Source organism: Bacillus spongiae (assembly GCF_037120725.1).
Taxonomy (GTDB): domain Bacteria; phylum Bacillota; class Bacilli; order Bacillales; family Bacillaceae_K; genus Bacillus_CI; species Bacillus_CI spongiae.
Window position 1 is genome coordinate 147,337 of record NZ_JBBAXC010000011.1, and the last position, 21,716, is coordinate 169,052.

The following is a 21,716-nucleotide window of genomic DNA, read 5'->3' on the forward strand; positions in this document are numbered from 1 at the left end:
AGTAACTCCTCTCCGATTAAATAAAATTAAGAATATAGGTTTGGGCGTTGGCATTTTTTTTGAGATAATCTTCTTGGAGGATGCCATAAATAGCACAGTCCTTATACTGATTTTTGGCATTGCGTATCATGTCTCTTATGATTCCCTCTTGCAACATCCCGGCCTTACTCATTATTCTTCCAGAGGCTGGATTACCCGTGTTGTGTGAAGCAGAAATCTTATGAAGGTTCATATGCCTAAAGCCAATTTCTAGAACGGCTCTCAATGCTTCAGTACCATAGCCCTGGTTCCACCACTGGAACCCTAATGAATACCCCACCTGACAATTATCGGTTGCTTGATCAAAATCATATAAATCAATTTCGCCTATTAATTCTCCACTTTCCTTTAGTGTTATGGCCCAATAGCAAAATTCTTCACTTTTATATTCAGAAACAATTTTGGTTACTCTCTCTATAGTTTCTGAGACTGTTTGATGGGCTGGACTTATTCGGTTGTCTGATACTCTTTCGTCAGACAACCAGTGATCAAAAACGGTTTGTGCATCAGAGAGCTCAAATTTTCTTAAAATTAACCTGTCTGTTTCAATAGGTGGTGTTCCAAAATATGTACTCATTAGGCACCTCGTTAAACTATTATTAAATAAAACTATTTTTTATATTTTCTTTGCTTTAGCAAATCTTTTATCCAGAGGGTGATTGGTCTTTTCCTTTTTATTTTCTAACAAACACTGCATAGGTTGTTGGATTTTCGAATCCTAGTCGGTCTGCTAGTTTTATAGAAGCACCATTGCTCACGTCACAATCCCATCTTGGGTGAATTTTCTTTTCAAGACAATGTTCTATGAATTTTCCGGCAATTTTTTGAGCAAGCCCCCGTCCTCTAAATTTACTTTGAGTGGCTATATCAATTTCTGCATATTGTGTAGAGGCAAAAATAGAGACGCATTCACTAACAATAGCATCATGGTACTTTAAGCCAAAGCCAACCCCACTCTTCATAAAGTTCGCAACAGAACCCCAATATTCTTGAAAATACGGTTCATTAAATTCTTCACTTTTCGTCATTAATGTTTGATTTATTTTTTGTATGGAATAGTCATTAGAAAGTTCTTCACGATTCAGGGTTAAAAATTTGTCCGCATTAAAATCAAATTGATACCTGTCTAATTGCCTTAATTGATCACCAAATAAGTTATGAATGACGTTAGTCCATTCATTAGAGGGCGAAAATAAAGTAAATCGTTTATTTTCTTTTATTCTAGTATTATAAACCTCCGAAATTATGTGGTGAAAAGCACTGTTTGTCCGTGCGCCAGCCACAACGAAAATACCAGAATCAGTTCCGATTAATACGGAACGATTTGAATCATCCATATACACTTGACCAGCAATAATTTGTTCAAGTACGGAGTATGTAAATGTAGGATACGTATCGTCAGATCTTTCTTCAACTAAATTACGTGCATGAGTAAATCGATTCATATTTTCTTTCTCCCATCTTGCATTAATTCATTTCATGCGGTCTTAATCTATTTTGTTAAGATAAGGTGGAATTTCCAATAAATATTTTAACACGTATATATGTTACATGTGATGAAAACGTGAACTTATATGCGTTTTTGGTTACTTTCCCCGCTATCTGCTTACAGGTTAGAAAACTTTTTCTTATTTCTACCGGGCCAGATTGTTGAAGATAGGCATTCGATTTAATAAAAAAATTAATATTGTTCAATATGCTAAAATTAGGGGAAGAGTTTGACGGAATGTACCTAAACATTAGCTTGAGAAAGAAAAAATCAATCAATGGATGGTGAAAAATGCTTAATTTTTCAATTAACAATTATAAAGAAATTGAAAAACTAGATATACAAGATAGTGAGTTAAAAGAGGTTAGAGTTGACTATTCCAACAAAGAGGTTAAGGTTAACTTACTTACCACAAAAACAAATCGAGTTTATCTTTTATAAGGTATCTAACTGTCATATACCCATAAATGAGCCTTGGGGAAGTGGTTTTTATATACATTCTATTTTTGTTAAACCAGTAAATCCTCTAATAATCACTAAGTTTGTGCTAAATTCTGGGGACGGAATAACCTGTATATCAAAATTAGTAAAGACTAATGCTTCTTGATGATGGAAGGAGGTTTTCCTTGGAGATGGATTATTCTCTATTAAGATTATAGTCTTAGCTATTGAACGCAAAATTGAAATTTAAAAGGGTGGATTGCTCTCTGTTACTTAATAATTAAACAGATTGCTTGAAGAGGTGGTTTTAGGAAATGAGGTGCTGTAATGAATTATGAAGAGAAATTAGTTAGACTCCTACGAGAAGGTGGAAGACAATCTAATGAATTATTGAAAATATACGAAGAAGCCCCAGATGATGAGAACTTTGTTTTGATAGAGATGGAACTAAGTGGGAGGTGTCTAAGCTACAAAGATGAAAACTGCTTTGATGCATTGAAACAGCTTAGAGAAACCCTTGAAGAAAAGCAAATTCAAATTCTTTGTAATGGTGCAGCATTAAATGTTTACCCTTCTACAATGGGACTCTCAATGGGAGTAGGGCGATTAGCTTATAAATTAACGAGGGGAAAGCAAGCAAAAACAGAAGATTTAGTTGATATTTTTGACTTTGACGAAGCTTTCACATTTGTAAGCATCTATGAACAAAATCATTTTTATGATGAATGGCTCAAAAGTTTAGGCTAAAAGTTAATTACTAATTAAATTAACAGAGGTGTTGAAGAGTATATAACAATTTATCTCGGACTTTTCGGTTATCCGACGCAATCGTGGAGCAATAAAATTTATTATATTCTTATAAATCCAAGGAAAAAGCAATAAGGAGAAGATAATTGTTTCATTAACATTTTGACTTTTTAGAATGAAAACACTGTAATCGAGGGTGATTACCATTAGACAATTTTAGTGATATAAAAAAAAAAGCACAAGGTCTGTAGGAACCTTGAGCGTATACCTGATTTTAGGAGAATGAAAATCTTCTAAAACAGAAAAGAAAAATTTTTTTGCTGTTTTCGTGCAAAAACCACCCTAACTTAATGATGACTAAGATATCAAGTCCGTTAAACTATAGCTCCTAAATTATTGTCTTCAATTTACATCTTCTGTGATATCATATTTCACTAACTGGCGTTGGTCATACATTTTTTCATAAATCACACCTAGAAAATAGAAAAATAGTAGTCCAAAACTAATATGAATGAGCGTAAATTTCACGCCAAATGAAGCCAATTCATATACAACAACGGTTAGTTTTGCTGTTGACCAAACGCCTAGAAAAAAGACAACATACCGTATGCTTGCTCCTTTTTTTAGAAAAAGTACTGCAATGGGAAAAGCAACATAGAGCGGACCAGCGGCAACTACACCTAATAATAGAGTGAACAGAGTGCCATAGAATCCTGATTTTTTACCCATCATTCGAATCAATGTTTCTTTCTTCACCCATTTGTCTAGCAAACTTACGAATAGTAACACAGGAGGGAGTAGAAACAGCATATCTAAGATGCTTATTCCCGTTATTTGAAGTGCTTTCCATCCTATGGATTGATTTATAAACGTAAGTACGATGAGCCCGATTAATAAAACGATAAAGAAGCGATATTTTTTTACTTGATTCACGTCATCACCACCCAAATGATAAAAGAAAATAGGATCGACATTAACACTGCAGCAGCATTTCGAGAATAGGCAAAACCGGGCCCGAATATTTTTCGCTCAATAGGTAATGTGACGATTCCAACTGACATTAATGCCGACATTAATGTCGCTACTTGAGGAAGGCCTGCACCATTATGGACTAATGTAGCTCCAAGAGGAAAGACAACAAAGCCTGGAATTAATGCAATCGAGCCAATAATTGTTGCGTAAACAATACCTAAGAATCCGGATTCTTCTCCAATGATTGAAGAAATTAAGGATGGCGTTAAGATAGATAGTGATAACCCAACAAATAACATAATTGCCAACACGTCAGGTAAAATATTTCTAAACATTTTCCATGATTGTAACAAAGCGTCTTTTGTTTTATTTTTATCTTTCATAAAGGAAATACTAACAAGAATGGTTGCTATCAGATACAAAATAGCACCATTAATCATGGTTAGACTCCTTTTTCCATTCTGTAAATTTGTCCAAGAAAAAAGATAAATTTTTAATTTTCGCTTCAACATCTACGTGAAGGTCTTCCAATTTTCTTTTTCCACTTGGTGTTATCTTGTACATCTTTATCGGCTTATCTTGTTCAGATGTTCCTAAATAAGACTCCACAGCCTTTTCCGACTCTAATTTTTTTAGTGTGCGATATAAAATTGCGCTATCAATGGGATTGTAGGGAAGCTCGTCTTCACACTTTTGTAGTAATTTTCCACCATAGCTATCTCCCTCTGTTAAAAACAATAAAAGAAATGCACCAGTGTGTCTGCCTGTATGTTTCATTTACCATCAAACCTCCTTAGTTAAAAATCGAACTCAAAATACATAGATTACTGTTAATAACACATTACTGTCATTAACAGTAATGTGTTATTAACAGTTTATGACACAATTACACTTACGTCAATGTGTAACTTTAAGTTTTTTCCTTATTTTCACTTAAATATAATCTTGATTTTCTGCACAAATAGCAGCCCTTGTATCTGATAAATTACCCTTTAGTTAAGTAATGTCAGCAAAAGGCTGCTTACCTAATATAAAGATTTAAAAAATAATCAAATATATGTTATAAAACCAAAACACAAATATTCTTTCTATTTATCGTAAAGTGCTGGTTTGTTAGATGTTTATAAATCAAGCGGTTATTTTAAAGCAATAGATTTGGAATAAAGCAGTCAACAATCATTCAAGGAGTTGTAATTTAAAAGCGAGAAAAAATGGAACTACTTTAACAGATAAGTAGTTCCATTTTTTTATGAACTATTAAAGAGGGGAAGGTTGCTCCAACCTTTTACTTATCGTAGCGGCTAATTGATGAAAATGCTCACGTATATCCGTATTGTCAGCATATACATTCGGTGTTATAGATGATTCTTGAGGCTCGACAATCGGAAGCTGGGCCAACACATTTGAATGAAGTGCTTCTGCTAACATTTTCCCTCCCCCTTGTCCAAATATAGAGTATTTCTTGTTGCTGTCGGTCGGTTGGAAGTATGACATGTTTTCAACAACGCCAAGGATTTCATGCTTTGCCTTCATCGCCATTGTTCCTGCTCTTTCTGCAACGAAAGAAGCAGTAGGATGAGGGGTAGTAACAAGAATTTCCTTGCTTTCTGGAATAAAGTGGTGCATGTCGAGAGCGATATCACCTGTTCCAGGAGGCATATCTAAAATGCAATAGTCTAATTGCCCCCACATGACATCTTTACTAAAGTGTTCAACCATTTTTCCAAGCATGGGCCCTCTCCAGACGATAGGCTCATTGTTTTTTATAAGAAACCCCATCGACATGACCTTTACCCCGTGAGATTCGACAGGAATGATTTTACCATTAACCGTTTTGGGGCGATCAGACAAATTCATAATGGTTGGAATACTAAATCCATATATATCAAGATCGATTAGTGCGACATTTTTTCCTAATCGAGCAAGGGCAATAGCGAGGTTAACGGACACCGTTGATTTTCCAACCCCACCTTTTCCACTTGTAATAGCAATAACGTGATTTGATAACATTCATTACACCTCTTTTTAAAAGTTTTACTTGAAGGTAAGCACTCATGTGATGTACTTCACAACGTAAATACGTGAGATTCATTACAATGAGAACAGTTGATACATCAGCAACTATTATGAATTTAGCAAATTTGAAGGGTTCATGGTGTATAAAAAGTCACACGGGGGTGTTAGAGAATGATGAAAACAATGGAGCGATCATTTTATTCTAAAACGAGTCAATATGCCTTTTTTATTGTTTTATTTTTGTTATTTACAATCTGGATTGGAACGGAAAGGTTTGTCCATTTTGATATGGCGTTGATGGGGTATTTATTGTCTTCGTTCATTTTTGCCATCGGAATAACGATTAGAATGAGTGCCTGGCTACTAAGACCAGCGACAAGGCAAGTCGTAAAACGAAGCTTTCAAAATTTAAAACAAAAAGACCGTCAACGAAGAAACATTCGATCAATCGCCAAAACAGCCTTTGAAAATATTTTTCTCCAAAAATTTATTTTTAAAAGAGGAATCTATCGTGGGGTTCAACACTTTCTTATTGCTTGGGGGTGTATGGGGTCATTAGCGATTACCTTTGGGTTAACCTTCGGCTGGATGCATTTCGAACTAGTTGATCCAGAAACCTACGTCATTGTCGTAATGGGAATGGAAACAATTACGATGGCTGCACATGGGTTGTTTGCAGAGCTGGTCTACAATGGATTAAATATTACGGCAACGATGGTGTTGATAGGTGTCACAATGGCGCTCGTTAGGCGAATCGTTAATCAAGACGTTAATGTAACGCAAAGAGCGGAATTTGATTTATTCCCATTGTATTTATTACTAGCCGTAACCGTTTCAGGGTTATCGTTAACGGTGTCCTATGTGTTATTAGAGGGCTGGATGCATCATTATTTAACGCTGATTCACCAAGTAACGGTCGTTGTGTTCCTAGTGTATTTTCCGTTCGGTAAATTATTTCATTTACCAATTAGGCCACTTGCAACAGCTGTCCCAATGAACTATCAAGAAGAATGGAAGGTTGATACGAAACCATGCCACTCCTGCGGGACGGTCTATAGTTCAACAGATCAAATTAGTGATGTACAGGCAATTCTTCAAGTACAAAGCTTTGATTTACAGCTTGCAGATGGAAGTTTTTTGTCGGACTACTGCCCAGCCTGTCGTAGAAGAATGCGCGTAATGAAGCAATTAAATATGGAAACGTCCTTACAGGAGAAAGAAAAGCCCATTTCCACGATTAATGGTATGCATTTATCAGGGTTTAGTAAAGAAAGAACAGACGACTATTATCAATTCCCTGAACATGTTGAAAAAGAACTAGAAAAGTATAAAAATACTGGAGGTACAAAGAAATGAGCCAGTTTTTAGCTAAAGAAGGGGTCAAAAATCTTCATAAACCAGGTGAAAAACTCATCACGACACATTGCTGTTATTGCGGAATGCAGTGTGGCATGCATATTCGAGTAAATGAAGCAACAGGGAAGGTAATGGGGGTTGAGCCTCGTTATGATTGGCCCGTTACAAATGGAAAGATGTGTCCAAAAGGGGTAACAGCCTACCAAACGATAGACCATAAAGATCGAATTTTACATCCCTTAATTAAGAAAAATGGTGAATTTGTGGAAGCATCTTGGGAAGAAGCGCTAGATCTTATTGAACGGAATTTCAAGAAGCTTCAACAGGAAAGTGGGAAGGATGCCATCTCAGTTTTTGGTGGAGTGTCCATGACGAATGAAAAATGCTATTTAGTAGGGAAGTACGCTAGAGTAGGCCTTGGAACTAGGTTTATTGATTATAACGGTCGCTTCTGCATGAGTTCAGCTGCTGGAGGTTTTCTAAAAACATTAGGGATGGATAGGGGTTCAACCTTACCATGGCCAGAACTTGAGCATACAGATTGCTTTTTTATGGCAGGATCTAATACAGCGGAATGTCATCCAACTAGTATTCAATGGCTTTGGAAAGCCAAGGATAAAGGGGCAAAGCTCATCGTTGTCGACCCACGTGAAACACCAACGGCAAGAGTGGCGGATGTTCATCTTGATATTAAACCAGGTACGGATTCAGCACTTGCGAATGGAATGCTTCATCTTATCATTCAAGGAGGATATGTTGATGAAGCATACGTAGCCGAGCGTTGTCACAATTATGAAGAGTTAAAGCAAAATGTCGCGAAATTCACTCCAGAATATACGTCAAAAATTACGGGAGTATCCATTGAAAAAATTATTAAGGCTGCTCATATATACGGAATGTCACCTCGGTCTGTCGTCATGTTCGCTAGAGGAGCTGAACAGCAATCCAAAGGGGTAGATAATGTTTCATTGTATACATCGATGGCACTTCTAAGAGGCCAAGTAGGTAAATTTGCTTCTGGTGTTGCAACACTAACAGGACAAGGGAATGGTCAAGGAGGAAGAGAACACGGTCAAAAGTCGGATTTGCTACCAGGGTACCGAAAAATAACCGATCCAGCAGCGGTTGATTATATTTCAAGTGTTTGGGGAATTGATCCAAGTGAAATGCCGAAACCGGGTGTTTCAGCTTATGAGATGTTCGATGAAATTCAGGCAGGAAATATTCGCGGGATGCACGTGATTTGTAGTAACCCAGCTGTTTCTGCACCAAACCTAGATCATATATGGAATGGATTTCAGAAACTAGATTTCTTAGTCGTTAGTGATTTCTTTTTATCTGAAACGGCTCAGTTTGCAGATGTGGTACTTCCGGCAACGAGCTGGGCAGAAGATGAAGGTACTACGACCAATATAGAAGGTCGTGTGATACGAATACGAAAAGTAAGTGAGCCGATAGGTGAATCGAAGCCAGATTGGGAAATTATGAGTTTAATAGCAAAGAGGATGGGGAGAGGGAAGTATTTCCCCTATGAAGAACCAAAAGAAATATTTGAAGAGTTTCGCCTGGCAACAAAAGGGGGAAAAGCGGATTATTATGGCATTACATGGGATAGAATCGATCGAGAGGATGGGGTATTTTGGCCTTGCCCATCGGAAGAGCACCCCGGGACACCGACAATGTTTGAACAATCCTTTGGAACACCGGATGGAAAAGCCAATCTTGCGGTTATTGATTGGCAGGAAGCTGGCGAAACACCATCCAATGAGTTTCCGTTATTTTTAACGACGGGTAGAGTAGTGTTCCACTATTTATCAGGAAATCAAACAAGGAGAATCGACTTTCTCATGCAGCAATGTCCCGAACCCTTTGCGGAAATGCATCCGGCATTAGCAAGCAAATACCATGTGCAAGAAGGAGATTTAGTCAAGTTATCAACACCGAGGTCTCATATGGTTGCAAAAGCCCGTATAACAAAAGCGATTCGAAAAGACACGGTGTTTGTACCGTATCACTGGGGGAAAGAATTAGCTGTGAATAAATTGACAAGCGATCATCTTGATCCAACTTCTAGAATGCCAGAATTTAAGGTTTGTTCGTTGAAAATAGATAAAGTGTAAGTGGAGATTTTACTGAAGGGAGCTTAAGAGTGATGAATAAAATAATGTATTTAGAGTTTGAACGATGTATTGGTTGTCGTGCATGTCAAGCAGCTTGTCGTGAATGTGGCGATCATGATGCTAAAGAGCGCAATTACGTAGAATACGTCGATTTTACTGAAAGCCGTCAAACGTATCCAATGCTATGTATGCAATGTAAAGACCCAGCCTGCGCAAGAGTTTGTCCGGCAAATGCGATTCAAATTACAGAGGAAGGCGTCGTCTTATCAGCTATGGAAGAGAAATGTATCGGCTGTCGTAACTGTACGTTTGGCTGTCCATTCGGAATTCCGAAGTTCGATTTTGAAGAAAATAAAATGTATAAATGTGACATGTGTTATGACAGGTCCAAACATGATATTGCGCCAATGTGTGCATCCGTTTGTCCGAGTGAGGCCATTCGCTTTATTGACTTTGAAGAAATGCAACAATTGAGAAGAAGACGAACTCAAATGAACTTAGTTGAAGGGAAAAAACCTCAGGAAGGAAACAAATGGGATTACGTACCTGAATTCTTTGGCGTTTATACAGATTAAGGAAAGGAAGTATGTTATCATGTCAAAAAACCAGAAGGTTAAACGAAATGAAAGACAGACGAAGGACGATATGATTAACCTAATTGATAACCTTAACCGAGACGAGGACCTTAAATTTAACCGAAGAGCATTTTTGAAATCAGCGGTCGGAGCTTCGATTACCATCGGACTTGCCACTCTTCCTTTCCCTTTTCTGACCTTAAAAGCGAAGGAGGAGAAGGTAAACCGGAAATATATTGGAAGACTAGGAGACATTCCAAAAGATAGTTCCATAACGTTTAACTATCCATCTGATGAAGAGCCAGCCATTTTAGTTCATACAAAGGATGGTGAATTAAAAGCTTATAACAGTAAATGTACCCACTTACAATGCCCGGTTTTCTATGAAAAAGAAGAATCAGTCCTGCTTTGTCCTTGTCATCGTGGATTCTTTAGTGTAGAAAATGGACACCCGAAAGCAGGTCCACCTCAAAGGGAATTACCGATGATTCAGCTAGAAGTAAAAGATGACTCTATTTATGCAGTCGGAAGGCAGGTGCGCCATGGGTAAAAAAGGCTATTGGGCAATGATCTTTCTTACCTTAATCGTTAATGTCGTCATGCTGCAGTGGACCATTGAATCGTACTATGGTGAAGAATATAACAGGGTTTGGCTTTTTAGTGGAATCAGTTTTATTGCAACCGTTAGTTGTTTCATTACGTATGTCTTTTGGAGAAGGATAGAGTATAAGTAAAAGGAATAAACCACATGATGAGAGAACATCATGTGGTTTTTCATTTGATTTCATGTTGTGATTTTCAGCTACACTAAGCCGATGGTTTTTTCCATGAAAAAGGAGGAACAGTAGTCTGGAATTAATGTTTTGTTTTGACGAAATAGGTCATTTTGTTCCCAAACGATTGTACGAGTTTATCGAGACGGATGTCGTTATCTACTATAGTCATTTCTTAGTCAATACAGTCTATCTCTTTCCATCTCCATTACGTTTAATTATGGAAAAAAAAGTATATTATCTTGCTGGACAAATTTTAGGATAATGAGATAACCTCTTTAAAGAACAGAATATTCTTAATGGTGAACAAACAACTTTAATGGGAGGGACTATGTCAAAATTTATTGTAAAAGAACTATTTCTATTACGATCAGTAGCTTGTTTAGCTGTGGTGATCATTCATGCCATCTATTCAGTGTTCGTCAACTTTGGAATTCGTAAAGCTCCAGACTATATGGAAATCAATTATGTATTATTCGTCTTTCAAATTCTATTGATGTTTGGAACACCTATGTTTGTGTTTATTTCAGAGTTTATATTGGCTAACGCCTACAAAGGCAAAGTTCCTAAAGGTTTTTTTCGTAAACGACTTAAGTTTATTTTTGTTCCCTTTATTGTCATAGGCCTATTTAATACACTAATTGTAACCTTTCAACATAACGATGTCTCGTCTCAATTATTTTTTTCAAAGCTTTATGAGCAATTTGTACTTGGCTATTTTCATGGATACTTTGTGTTAATCATTTTTCAGTTTTACTTATTGCATTTTTTATTCACTAAATATATAGATAAGAAATTTAATATGAAATATGTAATAATTGTATCTTTAATTATAAATATTTTATACTTGGGCTATTTTAATTTTATTGAACCTAACCCGACCTTCCCATTTCATTTATTATTTATCGCATGGGTTGGCTATTTCACGGTAGCCTATTATTCTGGAAAGTATTTTGACAAGTTTAAAGCTACACTGCAAAAATACAAAAAAATTGTGATTATTGCTCCATTTGTAACTAGTTTCATCGTCCTATTATTGTGCTACAGTAGTTTATTAACCTATATTCAATCAAAAAGAGTGGATATGATCATCCATACTATGGCAATGGCCTTCTTCTTGTTTTATTTAGGTATGAAAATGAAATCTATCCCACGACCTCTTGTGAAAATTAGCCAATATTCATTTGGAATCTATTTATTACATCCGTTCTTTTTTTTATTAAGTCAAAGCTTATTTACGAACACTTTTTCAATAGGAAATTTAATTCTTTATTTTGTGTTTGCAACTTCTCTAGCTCTACTAGGTTCAATGGCCTGTATCTATTTATTAAATCAATTTAAATTCGGGTCATACATTGTTGGAAAAGTTGGGATTGGAATTAAGCCTTCTTCACCTACAAATCCCCATCCGGTTCATCATTATAAAGAAAATAGCGTATAAATTTTTAGGAGAGCATGCTCTCTTTTTTAGGTTGGATAAACTATGCTCTAACTTTTCTTCACTCAGTTTAAACATTGCTTTGGCTAGGGCGTTATTATGAAGGGAATCTTTTATACATAGAGAACGTTTACTATCAAAGGCTACTTCGACATGAAAAAAGAAAAAACCACAAAGTTTTGTTAAGTAGGGAATTAAGGCAGGGTCTATATAGTATAAAAGCTAGCGAGAGTTTATTTACTATATATTTATTACGGAAAAGGATAGATTCTGGAAAAAGAGAATTAAAAGAAGTTGCGTTTCACATGCCAATAATATGTATGTTTGTTCTATTAAATAGGAAAGAGTAAAAAGATAACTATTCAAAAATAACTGGTACAGGTGAGGCTGGGACAAAACTAAATGTACCATACTCAAAACCGAATAATCTCTTATAAAACTAAGAGTTAAAATTTAAAAAACCGAACTATAACGGAACTCTATATTCGAGTTTTCATTATAATTCGGTTTTTCCTATGGGTGGGATACTTATGTCCCAGCCTCATCTTGTTTTCATAATATTATGGTTGCTGTTACAGGAAAATGATCTGAAAATCCATCTGAATTAACAATTGTTGCTTCAGTAACTGTTGTACCGGAAAGGGTAATGATCCAATCAATAGCCGCTCCCTGTTGCGTTGTAGGTGGTTTTGGAGTAGTTGGATTTGCTATATCCCAAGTATCCACTAAATTAACGGGATTAGGAGTACCGTCAATTGGAACTTGTTCTAATAAATATTCCATTACAGAACTACTTCGATTCGAATTAAAATCACCAACAGAGATTGCCATTTGCTCATTACCACATAGTTGAGTTTGGTGTTCATATATAGTCTGAGCTTGAATAATTGCCTGTTCTTCTTTAACAGTCATTGGCTGAAAACAGAAGTGATTATTATAAAAGTAGAATTCTTTTATAGAATTATTTTCCCTTAATCTTAACCAAGTAATATAGCGAGTAAAATTGCATTCAGCTGCCTCTACAAAACCTGAGTCTAAAATTGTAAAATAATCTTTCCTAACTAGAATAGGGTTATCATAATTTACTGGAATGTTGAATTCAATTAAATCATAGGTGCTGGAAAGACCGAAAGATAAATCATTCCTTTGAACGCTAAAAGCTTCTTGAAGTCCAGCTATATCAGGGTTTACTTCAAAAATTTTATTAATAATCCCTTCCCTTCGGTTTCTCCAAGTTCTTCTATCTGCTAAAATATTGAAACTCATCGTTTTCATTTAGTATTTTCCCTCCTCTCAATTATTTTAATAGCATTATATGTAAAGGTTCTATCTATGTTTGTACTATTTTCTTATAATAAATAATTGTTTTGATACAAGTTTAAATCTTAGTAATTTTATGAGGAAAGAAAAGTAGATGGAAAGGACTATGTTCTTCTACAAAAAGAAATAGATGGTCATACACTGTGCCAAAAAAACACTTTTGTTGATATGGTGAAATAATAAAAAACGAAGGAAATGAGATGTAATCTTATCTATTCTTTTTAGGGATAATGACTATTTTCCTAACAAGTAGTAATTTGAATGATCAAAAAGACTCGTTGTCGAATAGTATATTAACATAATATGTAAAAGGGGTGTTATTATTGGATGAAAAACTGAAAACAAGTGCTTTTGGGAGAGAATCTTTGGATTGTGGGTGTGACCACCAAAAAAAGAAGTTGCTAGATTGTTATTGTAAGCAAACACCGTGTATTTGTGAGTATAATTATTTAAAGTGGAATGAAATTCCCTATGCCGGGGAAACGGGACCTCCTACCAATCCTGAAGACCCATTATCAGGTTCATGGACCATGTATAATTTAGAACGATGCCGCGATCTGTTTTTTACTAAACCTGAGGGAGAGCCAACATACTTTACTATTCTTAATCCAAATTACATTGATTTTGAACAACAGCTTAAGGTTGTATTAGAAACTAGAGATCACTTAACTCCATCAGAAAAAACAATTGCCCGTTATTGGGGGACAGGTGTGGCAACAAAACAATGGACACCTACAATTGATCGTCTTATTGACACTTATGGGGTAACAGCACCGAGGGCAGCAAGAATTTTAGGCGCTGTTCAAAGTGCAATTAATGATGCATTTGTTGTGACTTGGTATTATAAATTTCTTTGGCTTGTTGCAAGACCAGATCAGTATGATCAGGAGTTAGCAACTGTTTTATGCACACCTAGACATCCTACCTATCCGTCAGGACACGCAGCTGTTGCTGGTTGTGCCGCAGAAGTGTTGAAATATTTCTTCCCTGGAGAATCAGCTCGTTTAGATGAATTAGCTGAACAAGCAGCGCTTTCACGTTTGTATGCTCTAGTTCATTTCCCAATTGATAATAGTGAGGGGTTAAATTTAGGGAGACAAATTGGACAAGTCGCAATAAATAAACTTCGTCAAGAAGTAAACTCTCAAGGGAACCCAATAGACGTTCCTTTTGAAGAGAATTTGATGGCTGAAATCCCTCCAGCACCGTATCCAGATGGACAAACAATCCCATATGATTTTGATACGACTTGTACATCATTAGTTCTTCCAGACAATTGTAGTAAGAAAAGAAAAAAATGATTGTAAAATAATATATGGTTAAACGGTTAATTCAAGTATAGACTGACTGATTTACTATCATTCTTCTTACTTGGAAGGGTTTTATAAAATCAATGATAATGAAGGGATGATTGAAAAGGAGTAAGTATGGGGGAGTAAAAAACTTCCTTTACTTTAGTTATTTGATAGTAACCTCCCTATAGGAATGGTTGCATATATGGAGTAAACTTTTTATATAAAACTCGTAGTGATTATATTAGCTGAACACTTAGCTGAACACTTAGCTGAACACTTAGCTGAACACTTAGCTGAACACTTAGCTGAACACTTAGCTGAACACTTAGCTGAACACTTAGCTGAACACTTAGCTGAACACTTAGGGGAACAGTTATTGAAGGTGAAAGATTATCTTGTTTTATCAGTATTTGCATTATTAGTATTATATTCTGTATGCAATCTTATAAAATATTGTTTCGCATTCCCAGATTTACATCCAGAATATGATTATTATGGTCCCAACAATAGGGTAGATAGGAGGAATTATAGGCATTATTCGTGTTTATTTGTTATCACAGAAAAGGTAAATAAGATATTTAAGCCGAGTTCCATGAAGGAGCTTGGCTTTTGTTAGTGCAAAAGAAAAAGTCCTAGAGTTATCTAGGACTGGAAGAAGAGGAGAATCGTATGAATCAATTACAAATCTACTATATCATATAAATGTAAATTAAATGTAAATTGTATGTTGCAATTTGTTGAATATTGTATAAAGTGAAAATGGCAATCGTGTAAAAACGGAAAGGTATCTCAAAACTAAGACAAAATGCTACAATTATTCTGAAAAGGCTAATAAAATTGTATTAACGAAAGCTTCTACTGAACTTTTACCACTCATTTGTTGGTTCGATTGTTAACCCATCCCCTTTAAACGTTCTTTCGCCAAATAAGGTAATAACCGTGCAACGGGTTATTTTAGCCGTGTTTGGGTCTGAATCATACGAGAGGAATAATCCACTTGCAAGCTCTTGCTTGCTTTCATCTTGAATCATTACTTTCTTTCCTTCTAGGCTTTTATACTTTGCTTCTTGCAAAAAGGAATACCACTTCTCCCAATTGGTTATAATGTAGGCTTTTTCACCGTTTTGCAAATAGCCAAGTAGACTGTTCCGATCATCATATTTCGTCGTATTTAATTCCTTGATTAAGTGTACATGAATATCATGAATTTCTTCATATTGCTCTAACGTTAAGTGTGGTGAGAATTCTGTCTTTAATTTACATGAAGAATGATTAATGGTAGCGTTAATAAAAATATTGTTTTTCTTTTTTAATACATACGTTTCTTTTTGTTTTGTAAATTTATAGGCTCGGAGAAGTTCCTCTACGAACTCCAAATTTGATAGATCAATGACGACAGATAGCAAAGTAATTCCCTCCAATGGATGTGTGAACTTTATCACTACATATAAGCGTTGATATCCTTATTATAAAAGTAGTAAATGAGTCTAGCTGTGATGTAAGTTACTGACTTATCAATGAGAAAAGAGGGGAAGAGCTTTGTTGAACGATCGTTATTCAAGGCAAATTCTTTTTAAACCGATTGGAATAGATGGACAAAGTGAAATTTCGAATAAGCACGTTTTAATCGTAGGAGCAGGTGCACTTGGAGCTTCAAATGCAGAGGTGTTAGTCCGAGCGGGAATTGGAAAATTGACGATTATTGATAGAGACTACGTAGAGTGGAGCAATTTACAGCGGCAACTGCTCTATACGGAAGAAGATGCAACGAATCAGTTGCCGAAGGCCATTGCGGCAAGGAACCGCTTGAATGAAATCAATTCAAGTGTTGAAATAGAAGCACATGTCATGGACGCTACTGTTCAATCCCTATTACCGTTATTGCAAGATGTTGATCTATTGTTGGATTCAACCGACAATTTTGATACTCGTTTCATCATAAATGATCTAGCCCAGCAAGTAGGAATGCCATGGATCTATGGTTCCTGTGTTGGAAGTTCTGGAATGAGTTATACGATTATACCAGGAAAAACCCCTTGTTTTCGTTGTTTAGTAGAAAACATGCCATTACAAGGTGCTACTTGTGATACAGCAGGGATCATTTTTCCTACTGTTCAGATGGTAAGTACTTATCAAACGACAGAAGCTCTGAAAATATTAGTAAATGATAATAAGTCTTTACGAACAGAATTGGTTACGTTTGACTTGTGGCAAAATCAGTACTATACGATGAATGTGGAGAGAGCCAAAAAACAGGATTGTCCTTCGTGTGGTACGGATCCGACAGCTCCGTTTTTGCAGAGGGAAAAGAGGATGAAATCAACCGTACTTTGCGGTAGAAATACAGTCCAATTACGTTCGGCAACTAATCAACTAAATTTGGAAGAGTTGGAGAAGAGCCTCATAAACATCGGAACGGTAAAACGAAACCCTTATTTACTATCCGTTGAGCTTAAAGACTTTCGCCTCGTTTTTTTTAAAGATGGTCGTACGCTAGTTCACGGGACAAATGATATAAAGAAGGCAAAAACGATTTATTATCAACTATTAGGTTAATGGATGGGAGGAAGTAAGAATGCTTGAAAGACGTACACCTATTAGGGTAAATGAAGCTATTATTAGCGTGATGAAATACGCAAAAGTGGGAGGGATGGAGAACGTTTCTTTAAACGATGCTCATGGTCGTTTTTTAGCGGAAGATTTGCAAGCAGACCATGATATTCCTTCTTTTAACCGTTCTCCTTACGATGGATTTGCTATTCGATCAGAAGATACGAAAATGGCTTCACGCGCTGCTCCTGTCACGTTAGAAGTAGTTGGAGAAATTGGCGCAGGAAGCGTGTTTCAAGAAGAAGTAACAAGTGGACAAGCGGTTCGGATTATGACAGGAGCACAAATTCCTGCTGGGTGCGATGCGGTTGTAATGCTTGAGCTAGCTCGTACGTATTCGCATCATAATAGAAGGATGGTCGATATTAACCGGGCCTATCAAGAAGGAGATAATATTTCTTTTAAAGGGGAAGAAACGACAAAAGGCACTGTCCTCGTTAAAAAAGGAACATATATTAATCCTGGTGTGGTCGCACTTTTAGCAACGTTTGGGTACAGTGAAGTCCCAGTAAGTATAAAACCTAAGATAGGGGTTATTTCTACAGGAAGTGAGCTATTACATGTAGATGAACCGTTACAACCTGGAAAGATTAGAAACAGCAATACATTTATGATTTTGTCACAGCTAGAGCGTGCGGGTGCGGAAGGGGTTTATTTTGGTCAATTTGCTGATGATATTGAGGTTTGTTATCAACAAGTGAAGAAGGCATTAACAGAAGTAGATTTCCTCATTACGACTGGAGGAGTTTCGGTAGGTGATTATGATTATTTGCCTGACATCTATCAAAAGATGAATGCTCAGGTGCTATTTAATAAAATTGGAATGCGGCCAGGAAGTGTCACTACTGTGGCTGAAAAAGATGGAAAACTATTATTCGGATTATCGGGTAATCCGTCGGCTTGCTATGTTGGGTTTGAATTATTCACTAGACCTGTTATTCGCACCTATTTATCTCATCAACAGCCGTTTTTAAAGCGCATAACAGGTTATTTAGGAACAGATTTTAAGAAGCCAAATCCATTTACGCGATTTATTCGTGCAACTGTTTCTTTTGAAAATGGAAGGGTCTTCGCTATTCCAGCTGGGTTAGATAAATCAAGTGTCGTTTCCTCATTGGCTGATGCGAATGCGCTTATTGAACTTCCAGGTGGATCAAGAGGGTATGAAAAAGAGATGGAGGTTGTGATTCATCTACTAGAAGACCAAGATGGGTGTGCACGGCTAGAAGAGAAGGAGTGAAAACGGTGGAAAAATTTGAAGTAGTAAAGACTCCCATTGATGTGCAGGAAGTGATTCAAAAGGTAGAAAGGCGGGAGGCTGGGGCAATTACTAGCTTTATTGGTACGGTTCGTGAGTGGACACAAGGTCGACGGACCATTTATTTAGAGTATCAAGCCTATGTTCCAATGGCCGTAAAAAAGCTTGCTCAAATTGGGGAAGAAGCGGAGAGAAAATGGCCTGGGGTCAAGATGGCGATAACCCATCGAATAGGAAGCTTAACGATTTCTGAAGTGGCTGTTGTGATTGCTGTATCATCCCCTCATCGAAAAAGTGCTTATGAGGCGAATGAGTATGCGATTGAGAGAATTAAGGAAATCGTCCCAATCTGGAAGAAAGAGCATTGGGAAGACGGTGAAAAATGGATAGGAGACCAACGTGAAAATCACGCCTATCCAGAAGGAAAGCCAAATGAAAAGGACTGTGAAGTATGATAAAACTATTATTATTTTCCCATCTCCAAGAAGCTGTAGGGAAGCCTGAGCTGATAATCGATAAAAACGAAATTACCGTCATAGAGCTGAAGTGTTGGCTTCAAGAGCAGTATGAAGGTATACAATTAAGGGGAGTTATGTCAGCTATTAATGAAGAGTACGCCGAAGATCAGGATAAAATATGTTCAGGAGATATCGTTGCCCTCATCCCGCCAGTTAGTGGAGGTTAATTGGGGGGAGACTTCCTCCCCCAGTATCGACATGAATACGTGTATACCTAGTATAGATTTTATATTTACTAGTTAAGATTTAATTTTTTAATATCTTATTGGCACATTCATAATCATGATTGACTTTTAATTTTATTGGAGTCTATTTGTTATACACTCCTTTCTAATTACGCATCATGTGGGTATAGGAGTAGATATTTTCCTTTTCATTACGGTGGTTTTATCACTCATCATTTATGATACGTGATAAAATAATAGAAAAAAATAGAAATAAGGGGTTAAATGATGCCACACAATCATGAAGAGCATTTGAATAAAAATAAAGTCGTTAAATGTAGCGTGATTACGGTTAGCGATACGAGAACAACAGAGAATGATACGAGCGGAAAACTGATGATGGAGAAATTGAAGAATAGTGGTCATAGCTTGATCACCTATGAAATTGTCCCAGATGATCAAGAGAAAATTTCATCAGCTATTCAACGTGGACTACAAAATGAGGAAATACAGGCTATATTAGTGAATGGTGGAACAGGAATTGCTCAAAGGGACGTCACTATTGAAGTAGTGAAGAAGATGCTTGAAAAGGAAATGAACGGGTTTGGAGAGCTATTTCGTTATCTTAGCTATACAGAAGACATTGGGTCTGCTGCCATTTTATCTCGTGCGATTGCAGGAATTTCAAAGAAGAAAGTCGTATTCTCAGTACCGGGCTCTACAGGAGCAGTTAAATTAGCGATGGATAAGCTCATTTTACCTGAATTGGTGCATATTATTTGGGAGCTAACAAAGGATCAAAAATGAAACAAAATAGTAAAGGGTTAAAAGGGGTAGCGTTGTTATTCATGCTTCTCGCCGTTTTGGCTAGTTGCAGTGAGGGGCAAGAGAAAGAAGTTATTACAATATCAGCCGCAGCAAGCTTAAAAACAAGCTTGCAAGAAATTAACCAAAATTATATGCAAGACTATCCAAATCAAGCGGTAACATTCAACTTTGGATCAACAGGTGCTTTACGAAAACAGATTGAACAAGGCGCTCCAATTGATGTGTTTTTATCCGCATCTAGTCATGATTATGAAGAATTAAAGAATTCAGCGATAGTTCATAACGGAAAGGTTTTATTTACGAATGAACTTGTTATGGTAACGAAGGGAAGTAAAGTAAGGACGATTCAGGAAGTGCTGCAATCCGAAGAGTCGATTGCGATAGGGAACCCAGCCATCGTCCCGGCTGGCGAATATGCAAAGCAAGCGTTAACCTCTTTTGGAGCATGGAATACCCTTCAGGGTCGCTTCGTTTACGGGAAGGATGTTACTCATGTTCTCACCCTGCTCGAGCAGGGTGTTGCTCAGGTTGCAATCGTTTATGCAAGCGAGATAGTAGACGATGAGTATAGGGTTATCCACGAATTTGGTGAGGGGGACCATCAGGAAATTGAGTACTATTCATCGGTTGTAAAAACAAGTGATAATGAGGAAGGTGCTCTCCTATTTCAACAATATTTGTTAACAGAAAAATCGTTAAACGTGTTTCAAAAGTACGGATTTACAATTGATATACATCAGTAGGTGTTCATATGACAACAGACTTTTGGTTTCCAGTCCAGTTATCAATCATGATTGCTACGATATCGACTACCGTTGCTTTTCTTATTGCCGTCTTGGTAGCGTATCGACTTAAATCTTCATCAATGAGAGGGAAAAGTGTGTTAGAGGCGCTTTTCTTATTACCTTTAGTATTACCTCCGTCAGTATTAGGGTTTTTATTATTATATATATTCGGTATAAACAGCCCGGTAGGAAAAGGAATCCAGTTTTTGATTGGTGAGACGCTTCTTTTTACAAAGCTCGCTGCCATTATCGCCGCCATCATTGTGACCTTTCCACTCATGTATCAGGCTGCAAAAGCAGGTTTTAGTAGTGTAAATGTTGACATTGAAGAGGCGGCAAGGGTAGATGGTGCTGGCGAATGGAAGGTATTTCTTCATATATCAATCCCTCTTGCTATAAAGGCGCTCTTAATGGGAGTGATTTTAAGCTTTACACGTGCACTAGGCGAGTTCGGAGCGACGTTAATGTTTGCAGGTAATATTCCTGGAAAAACACAAACGATCTCAACCGCTATTTATGTGGCAATAGAATCAGGTGAAAATGACTTGGCATGGCAGTATGCCTTAATCAGTATTAGTTTATCGTTTATATTGTTAGTATTAATCAAAGTGATGGATAGAGCATCCTAATAGAAGATACTTGTTTTAATATTGTGTTTATATTTTAGAGCCAGTGGCTCTTTTTTGTTTTTTTTGAATAAATCGGGAGCGGGAAAACCTGTGGAAAAGGAAATCTTATGAAGGAAAAGTAATCTACAGATTTTTAAGCAAATGTTGCGGAATTTGGACGTATATTGATTGGGAAATCCCTCTAGTTTTGAGGAGTCTATTCAAGAAGCCCAAAATAACTAAATTAGTTCATTTGACTTACATCTGATTAGTAGACTTTACAATTTACTATTGTTTAGTAAATACGCAATTAGTATGGTTTTATTAAAATAGGTAAATAGGTATATTTTAATTGCGTAATTAT

Annotated in this window: 24 protein-coding genes; 16 read left to right on the forward strand and 8 right to left on the reverse strand. The window is 36.7% G+C overall.

The features are described from left to right. Positions 1-16: 16 nt before the first annotated feature. Both WAK64_RS14320 and WAK64_RS14325 read right to left on the reverse strand, forming a co-directional pair. Complete coding sequence (locus WAK64_RS14320) at positions 17-616, reverse strand: GNAT family N-acetyltransferase (protein WP_336587668.1); 600 nt, start codon at positions 614-616, stop codon at positions 17-19. Between the two features lie 97 nt (positions 617-713). Beyond that, positions 714-1,484 carry a GNAT family N-acetyltransferase gene (locus WAK64_RS14325; RefSeq protein WP_336587669.1) on the reverse strand — a complete coding sequence of 257 codons (771 nt, stop codon included), beginning with the start codon at positions 1,482-1,484 and terminating at the stop codon, positions 714-716. An 812-nt stretch (positions 1,485-2,296) separates the two neighbouring features. Here WAK64_RS14325 and WAK64_RS14330 point away from each other — a divergent pair. Next, positions 2,297-2,716, forward strand: coding sequence for a hypothetical protein (locus WAK64_RS14330; protein ID WP_336587670.1), 420 nt, complete (start codon positions 2,297-2,299; stop codon positions 2,714-2,716). 402 nt (positions 2,717-3,118) lie between these two features. Here WAK64_RS14330 and WAK64_RS14335 read toward each other — a convergent pair whose 3' ends face one another. From WAK64_RS14335 to WAK64_RS14350, 4 genes are all read right to left on the reverse strand, one after another. Continuing rightward, positions 3,119-3,649 (reverse strand): permease, encoded by a 531-nt coding sequence (locus tag WAK64_RS14335; RefSeq protein WP_336587671.1) that lies wholly within the window; start codon positions 3,647-3,649, stop codon positions 3,119-3,121. After that, complete coding sequence (locus WAK64_RS14340) at positions 3,646-4,128, reverse strand: hypothetical protein (protein WP_336587672.1); 483 nt, start codon at positions 4,126-4,128, stop codon at positions 3,646-3,648. The genes WAK64_RS14335 and WAK64_RS14340 overlap by 4 nt, the downstream gene beginning before the upstream one ends. Next, positions 4,121-4,465: a PadR family transcriptional regulator gene (locus WAK64_RS14345; RefSeq protein WP_336587673.1), complete on the reverse strand. Its 345-nt coding sequence runs from the start codon at positions 4,463-4,465 to the stop codon at positions 4,121-4,123. Before WAK64_RS14345 ends, WAK64_RS14340 begins: the two co-directional genes overlap by 8 nt. Before the next feature lie 480 nt (positions 4,466-4,945). After that, a complete protein-coding gene (locus WAK64_RS14350) occupies positions 4,946-5,698 on the reverse strand; it encodes an Mrp/NBP35 family ATP-binding protein (protein WP_336587674.1) in 753 nt (250 codons plus the stop codon). A gap of 177 nt (positions 5,699-5,875) precedes the next feature. On the opposite strand from WAK64_RS14350, the gene WAK64_RS14355 reads away from it, so the two are divergent. The 6 genes from WAK64_RS14355 (at position 5,876) to WAK64_RS14380 (ending at position 11,969) form a co-directional block, all read left to right on the forward strand. Next, a complete protein-coding gene (locus WAK64_RS14355; protein ID WP_336587675.1) occupies positions 5,876-7,060 on the forward strand; it encodes an MFS transporter in 1,185 nt (394 codons plus the stop codon). Further along, positions 7,057-9,180, forward strand: coding sequence for a formate dehydrogenase subunit alpha (fdhF, locus tag WAK64_RS14360; RefSeq protein ID WP_336587676.1), 2,124 nt, complete (start codon positions 7,057-7,059; stop codon positions 9,178-9,180). The genes WAK64_RS14355 and fdhF overlap by 4 nt, the downstream gene beginning before the upstream one ends. 32 nt (positions 9,181-9,212) lie before the next feature. After that, positions 9,213-9,755, forward strand: a complete 543-nt coding sequence (locus WAK64_RS14365; protein WP_336587677.1) for a 4Fe-4S dicluster domain-containing protein — start codon at positions 9,213-9,215, stop codon at positions 9,753-9,755. A gap of 19 nt (positions 9,756-9,774) precedes the next feature. Beyond that, positions 9,775-10,305, forward strand: a complete 531-nt coding sequence (locus tag WAK64_RS14370; protein WP_336587678.1) for a QcrA and Rieske domain-containing protein — start codon at positions 9,775-9,777, stop codon at positions 10,303-10,305. Continuing rightward, on the forward strand, positions 10,298-10,489 hold the full coding sequence (locus WAK64_RS14375) for a hypothetical protein (protein WP_336587679.1): 192 nt from the start codon (positions 10,298-10,300) through the stop codon (positions 10,487-10,489). The genes WAK64_RS14370 and WAK64_RS14375 overlap by 8 nt, the downstream gene beginning before the upstream one ends. A 370-nt stretch (positions 10,490-10,859) precedes the next feature. Next, complete coding sequence (locus WAK64_RS14380; RefSeq protein ID WP_336587680.1) at positions 10,860-11,969, forward strand: acyltransferase family protein; 1,110 nt, start codon at positions 10,860-10,862, stop codon at positions 11,967-11,969. 549 nt (positions 11,970-12,518) lie between these two features. On the opposite strand, the gene WAK64_RS14385 is transcribed toward WAK64_RS14380, so the two are convergent. Further along, on the reverse strand, positions 12,519-13,241 hold the full coding sequence (locus tag WAK64_RS14385; RefSeq protein WP_336587681.1) for an endonuclease/exonuclease/phosphatase family protein: 723 nt from the start codon (positions 13,239-13,241) through the stop codon (positions 12,519-12,521). Positions 13,242-13,609: 368 nt separating this feature from the next. Between WAK64_RS14385 and WAK64_RS14390 the strand changes: the two genes are divergently transcribed. Both WAK64_RS14390 and WAK64_RS14395 read left to right on the forward strand, forming a co-directional pair. Continuing rightward, a complete protein-coding gene (locus WAK64_RS14390; protein ID WP_336587682.1) occupies positions 13,610-14,587 on the forward strand; it encodes a vanadium-dependent haloperoxidase in 978 nt (325 codons plus the stop codon). A gap of 226 nt (positions 14,588-14,813) precedes the next feature. Continuing rightward, on the forward strand, positions 14,814-15,197 hold the full coding sequence (locus WAK64_RS14395; RefSeq protein ID WP_336587683.1) for a hypothetical protein: 384 nt from the start codon (positions 14,814-14,816) through the stop codon (positions 15,195-15,197). Between the two features lie 250 nt (positions 15,198-15,447). Here the strand turns inward: WAK64_RS14395 and WAK64_RS14400 are convergent, their stop codons facing one another. Continuing rightward, positions 15,448-15,987, reverse strand: coding sequence for a hypothetical protein (locus WAK64_RS14400; protein WP_336587684.1), 540 nt, complete (start codon positions 15,985-15,987; stop codon positions 15,448-15,450). A gap of 136 nt (positions 15,988-16,123) precedes the next feature. Between WAK64_RS14400 and WAK64_RS14405 the strand changes: the two genes are divergently transcribed. From WAK64_RS14405 to modB, 7 genes are all read left to right on the forward strand, one after another. Then, positions 16,124-17,137: a MoeB/ThiF family adenylyltransferase gene (locus WAK64_RS14405; protein WP_336587685.1), complete on the forward strand. Its 1,014-nt coding sequence runs from the start codon at positions 16,124-16,126 to the stop codon at positions 17,135-17,137. Between the two features lie 19 nt (positions 17,138-17,156). Further along, a complete protein-coding gene (locus tag WAK64_RS14410; protein ID WP_336587686.1) occupies positions 17,157-18,431 on the forward strand; it encodes a molybdopterin molybdotransferase MoeA in 1,275 nt (424 codons plus the stop codon). 5 nt (positions 18,432-18,436) lie between these two features. Beyond that, positions 18,437-18,904: a molybdenum cofactor biosynthesis protein MoaE gene (locus tag WAK64_RS14415; RefSeq protein ID WP_336587687.1), complete on the forward strand. Its 468-nt coding sequence runs from the start codon at positions 18,437-18,439 to the stop codon at positions 18,902-18,904. Beyond that, entirely contained in the window at positions 18,901-19,134 is a 234-nt protein-coding gene (locus tag WAK64_RS14420; RefSeq protein ID WP_336587688.1) for a MoaD/ThiS family protein, read from the forward strand. Before WAK64_RS14415 ends, WAK64_RS14420 begins: the two co-directional genes overlap by 4 nt. 282 nt (positions 19,135-19,416) lie before the next feature. Further along, complete coding sequence (locus WAK64_RS14425) at positions 19,417-19,938, forward strand: MogA/MoaB family molybdenum cofactor biosynthesis protein (protein WP_336587689.1); 522 nt, start codon at positions 19,417-19,419, stop codon at positions 19,936-19,938. Further along, positions 19,935-20,702: a molybdate ABC transporter substrate-binding protein gene (gene modA, locus WAK64_RS14430; protein ID WP_336587690.1), complete on the forward strand. Its 768-nt coding sequence runs from the start codon at positions 19,935-19,937 to the stop codon at positions 20,700-20,702. Before WAK64_RS14425 ends, modA begins: the two co-directional genes overlap by 4 nt. Positions 20,703-20,710: 8 nt before the next feature. Continuing rightward, positions 20,711-21,373, forward strand: coding sequence for a molybdate ABC transporter permease subunit (modB, locus tag WAK64_RS14435; RefSeq protein ID WP_336587691.1), 663 nt, complete (start codon positions 20,711-20,713; stop codon positions 21,371-21,373). Positions 21,374-21,716: the final 343 nt, after the last annotated feature.

Bases quoted from the DNA above. Each gene is read 5' to 3' on its own strand.
- WAK64_RS14320 (WP_336587668.1), bottom strand. From the start codon at position 616: ATGAGTACATATTTTGGAACACCACCTATTGAAACAGACAGGTTAATT.
- WAK64_RS14325 (WP_336587669.1), bottom strand. From the start codon at position 1,484: ATGAATCGATTTACTCATGCACGTAATTTAGTTGAAGAAAGATCTGAC.
- WAK64_RS14330 (WP_336587670.1), top strand. From the start codon at position 2,297: ATGAATTATGAAGAGAAATTAGTTAGACTCCTACGAGAAGGTGGAAGA.
- WAK64_RS14340 (WP_336587672.1), bottom strand. From the start codon at position 4,128: ATGATTAATGGTGCTATTTTGTATCTGATAGCAACCATTCTTGTTAGT.
- WAK64_RS14345 (WP_336587673.1), bottom strand. From the start codon at position 4,465: ATGAAACATACAGGCAGACACACTGGTGCATTTCTTTTATTGTTTTTA.
- WAK64_RS14350 (WP_336587674.1), bottom strand. From the start codon at position 5,698: ATGTTATCAAATCACGTTATTGCTATTACAAGTGGAAAAGGTGGGGTT.
- WAK64_RS14355 (WP_336587675.1), top strand. From the start codon at position 5,876: ATGATGAAAACAATGGAGCGATCATTTTATTCTAAAACGAGTCAATAT.
- fdhF (WP_336587676.1), top strand. From the start codon at position 7,057: ATGAGCCAGTTTTTAGCTAAAGAAGGGGTCAAAAATCTTCATAAACCA.
- WAK64_RS14365 (WP_336587677.1), top strand. From the start codon at position 9,213: ATGAATAAAATAATGTATTTAGAGTTTGAACGATGTATTGGTTGTCGT.
- WAK64_RS14370 (WP_336587678.1), top strand. From the start codon at position 9,775: ATGTCAAAAAACCAGAAGGTTAAACGAAATGAAAGACAGACGAAGGAC.
- WAK64_RS14375 (WP_336587679.1), top strand. From the start codon at position 10,298: ATGGGTAAAAAAGGCTATTGGGCAATGATCTTTCTTACCTTAATCGTT.
- WAK64_RS14380 (WP_336587680.1), top strand. From the start codon at position 10,860: ATGTCAAAATTTATTGTAAAAGAACTATTTCTATTACGATCAGTAGCT.
- WAK64_RS14385 (WP_336587681.1), bottom strand. From the start codon at position 13,241: ATGAAAACGATGAGTTTCAATATTTTAGCAGATAGAAGAACTTGGAGA.
- WAK64_RS14410 (WP_336587686.1), top strand. From the start codon at position 17,157: ATGCTTGAAAGACGTACACCTATTAGGGTAAATGAAGCTATTATTAGC.
- WAK64_RS14420 (WP_336587688.1), top strand. From the start codon at position 18,901: ATGATAAAACTATTATTATTTTCCCATCTCCAAGAAGCTGTAGGGAAG.
- WAK64_RS14425 (WP_336587689.1), top strand. From the start codon at position 19,417: ATGATGCCACACAATCATGAAGAGCATTTGAATAAAAATAAAGTCGTT.
- modA (WP_336587690.1), top strand. From the start codon at position 19,935: ATGAAACAAAATAGTAAAGGGTTAAAAGGGGTAGCGTTGTTATTCATG.
- modB (WP_336587691.1), top strand. From the start codon at position 20,711: ATGACAACAGACTTTTGGTTTCCAGTCCAGTTATCAATCATGATTGCT.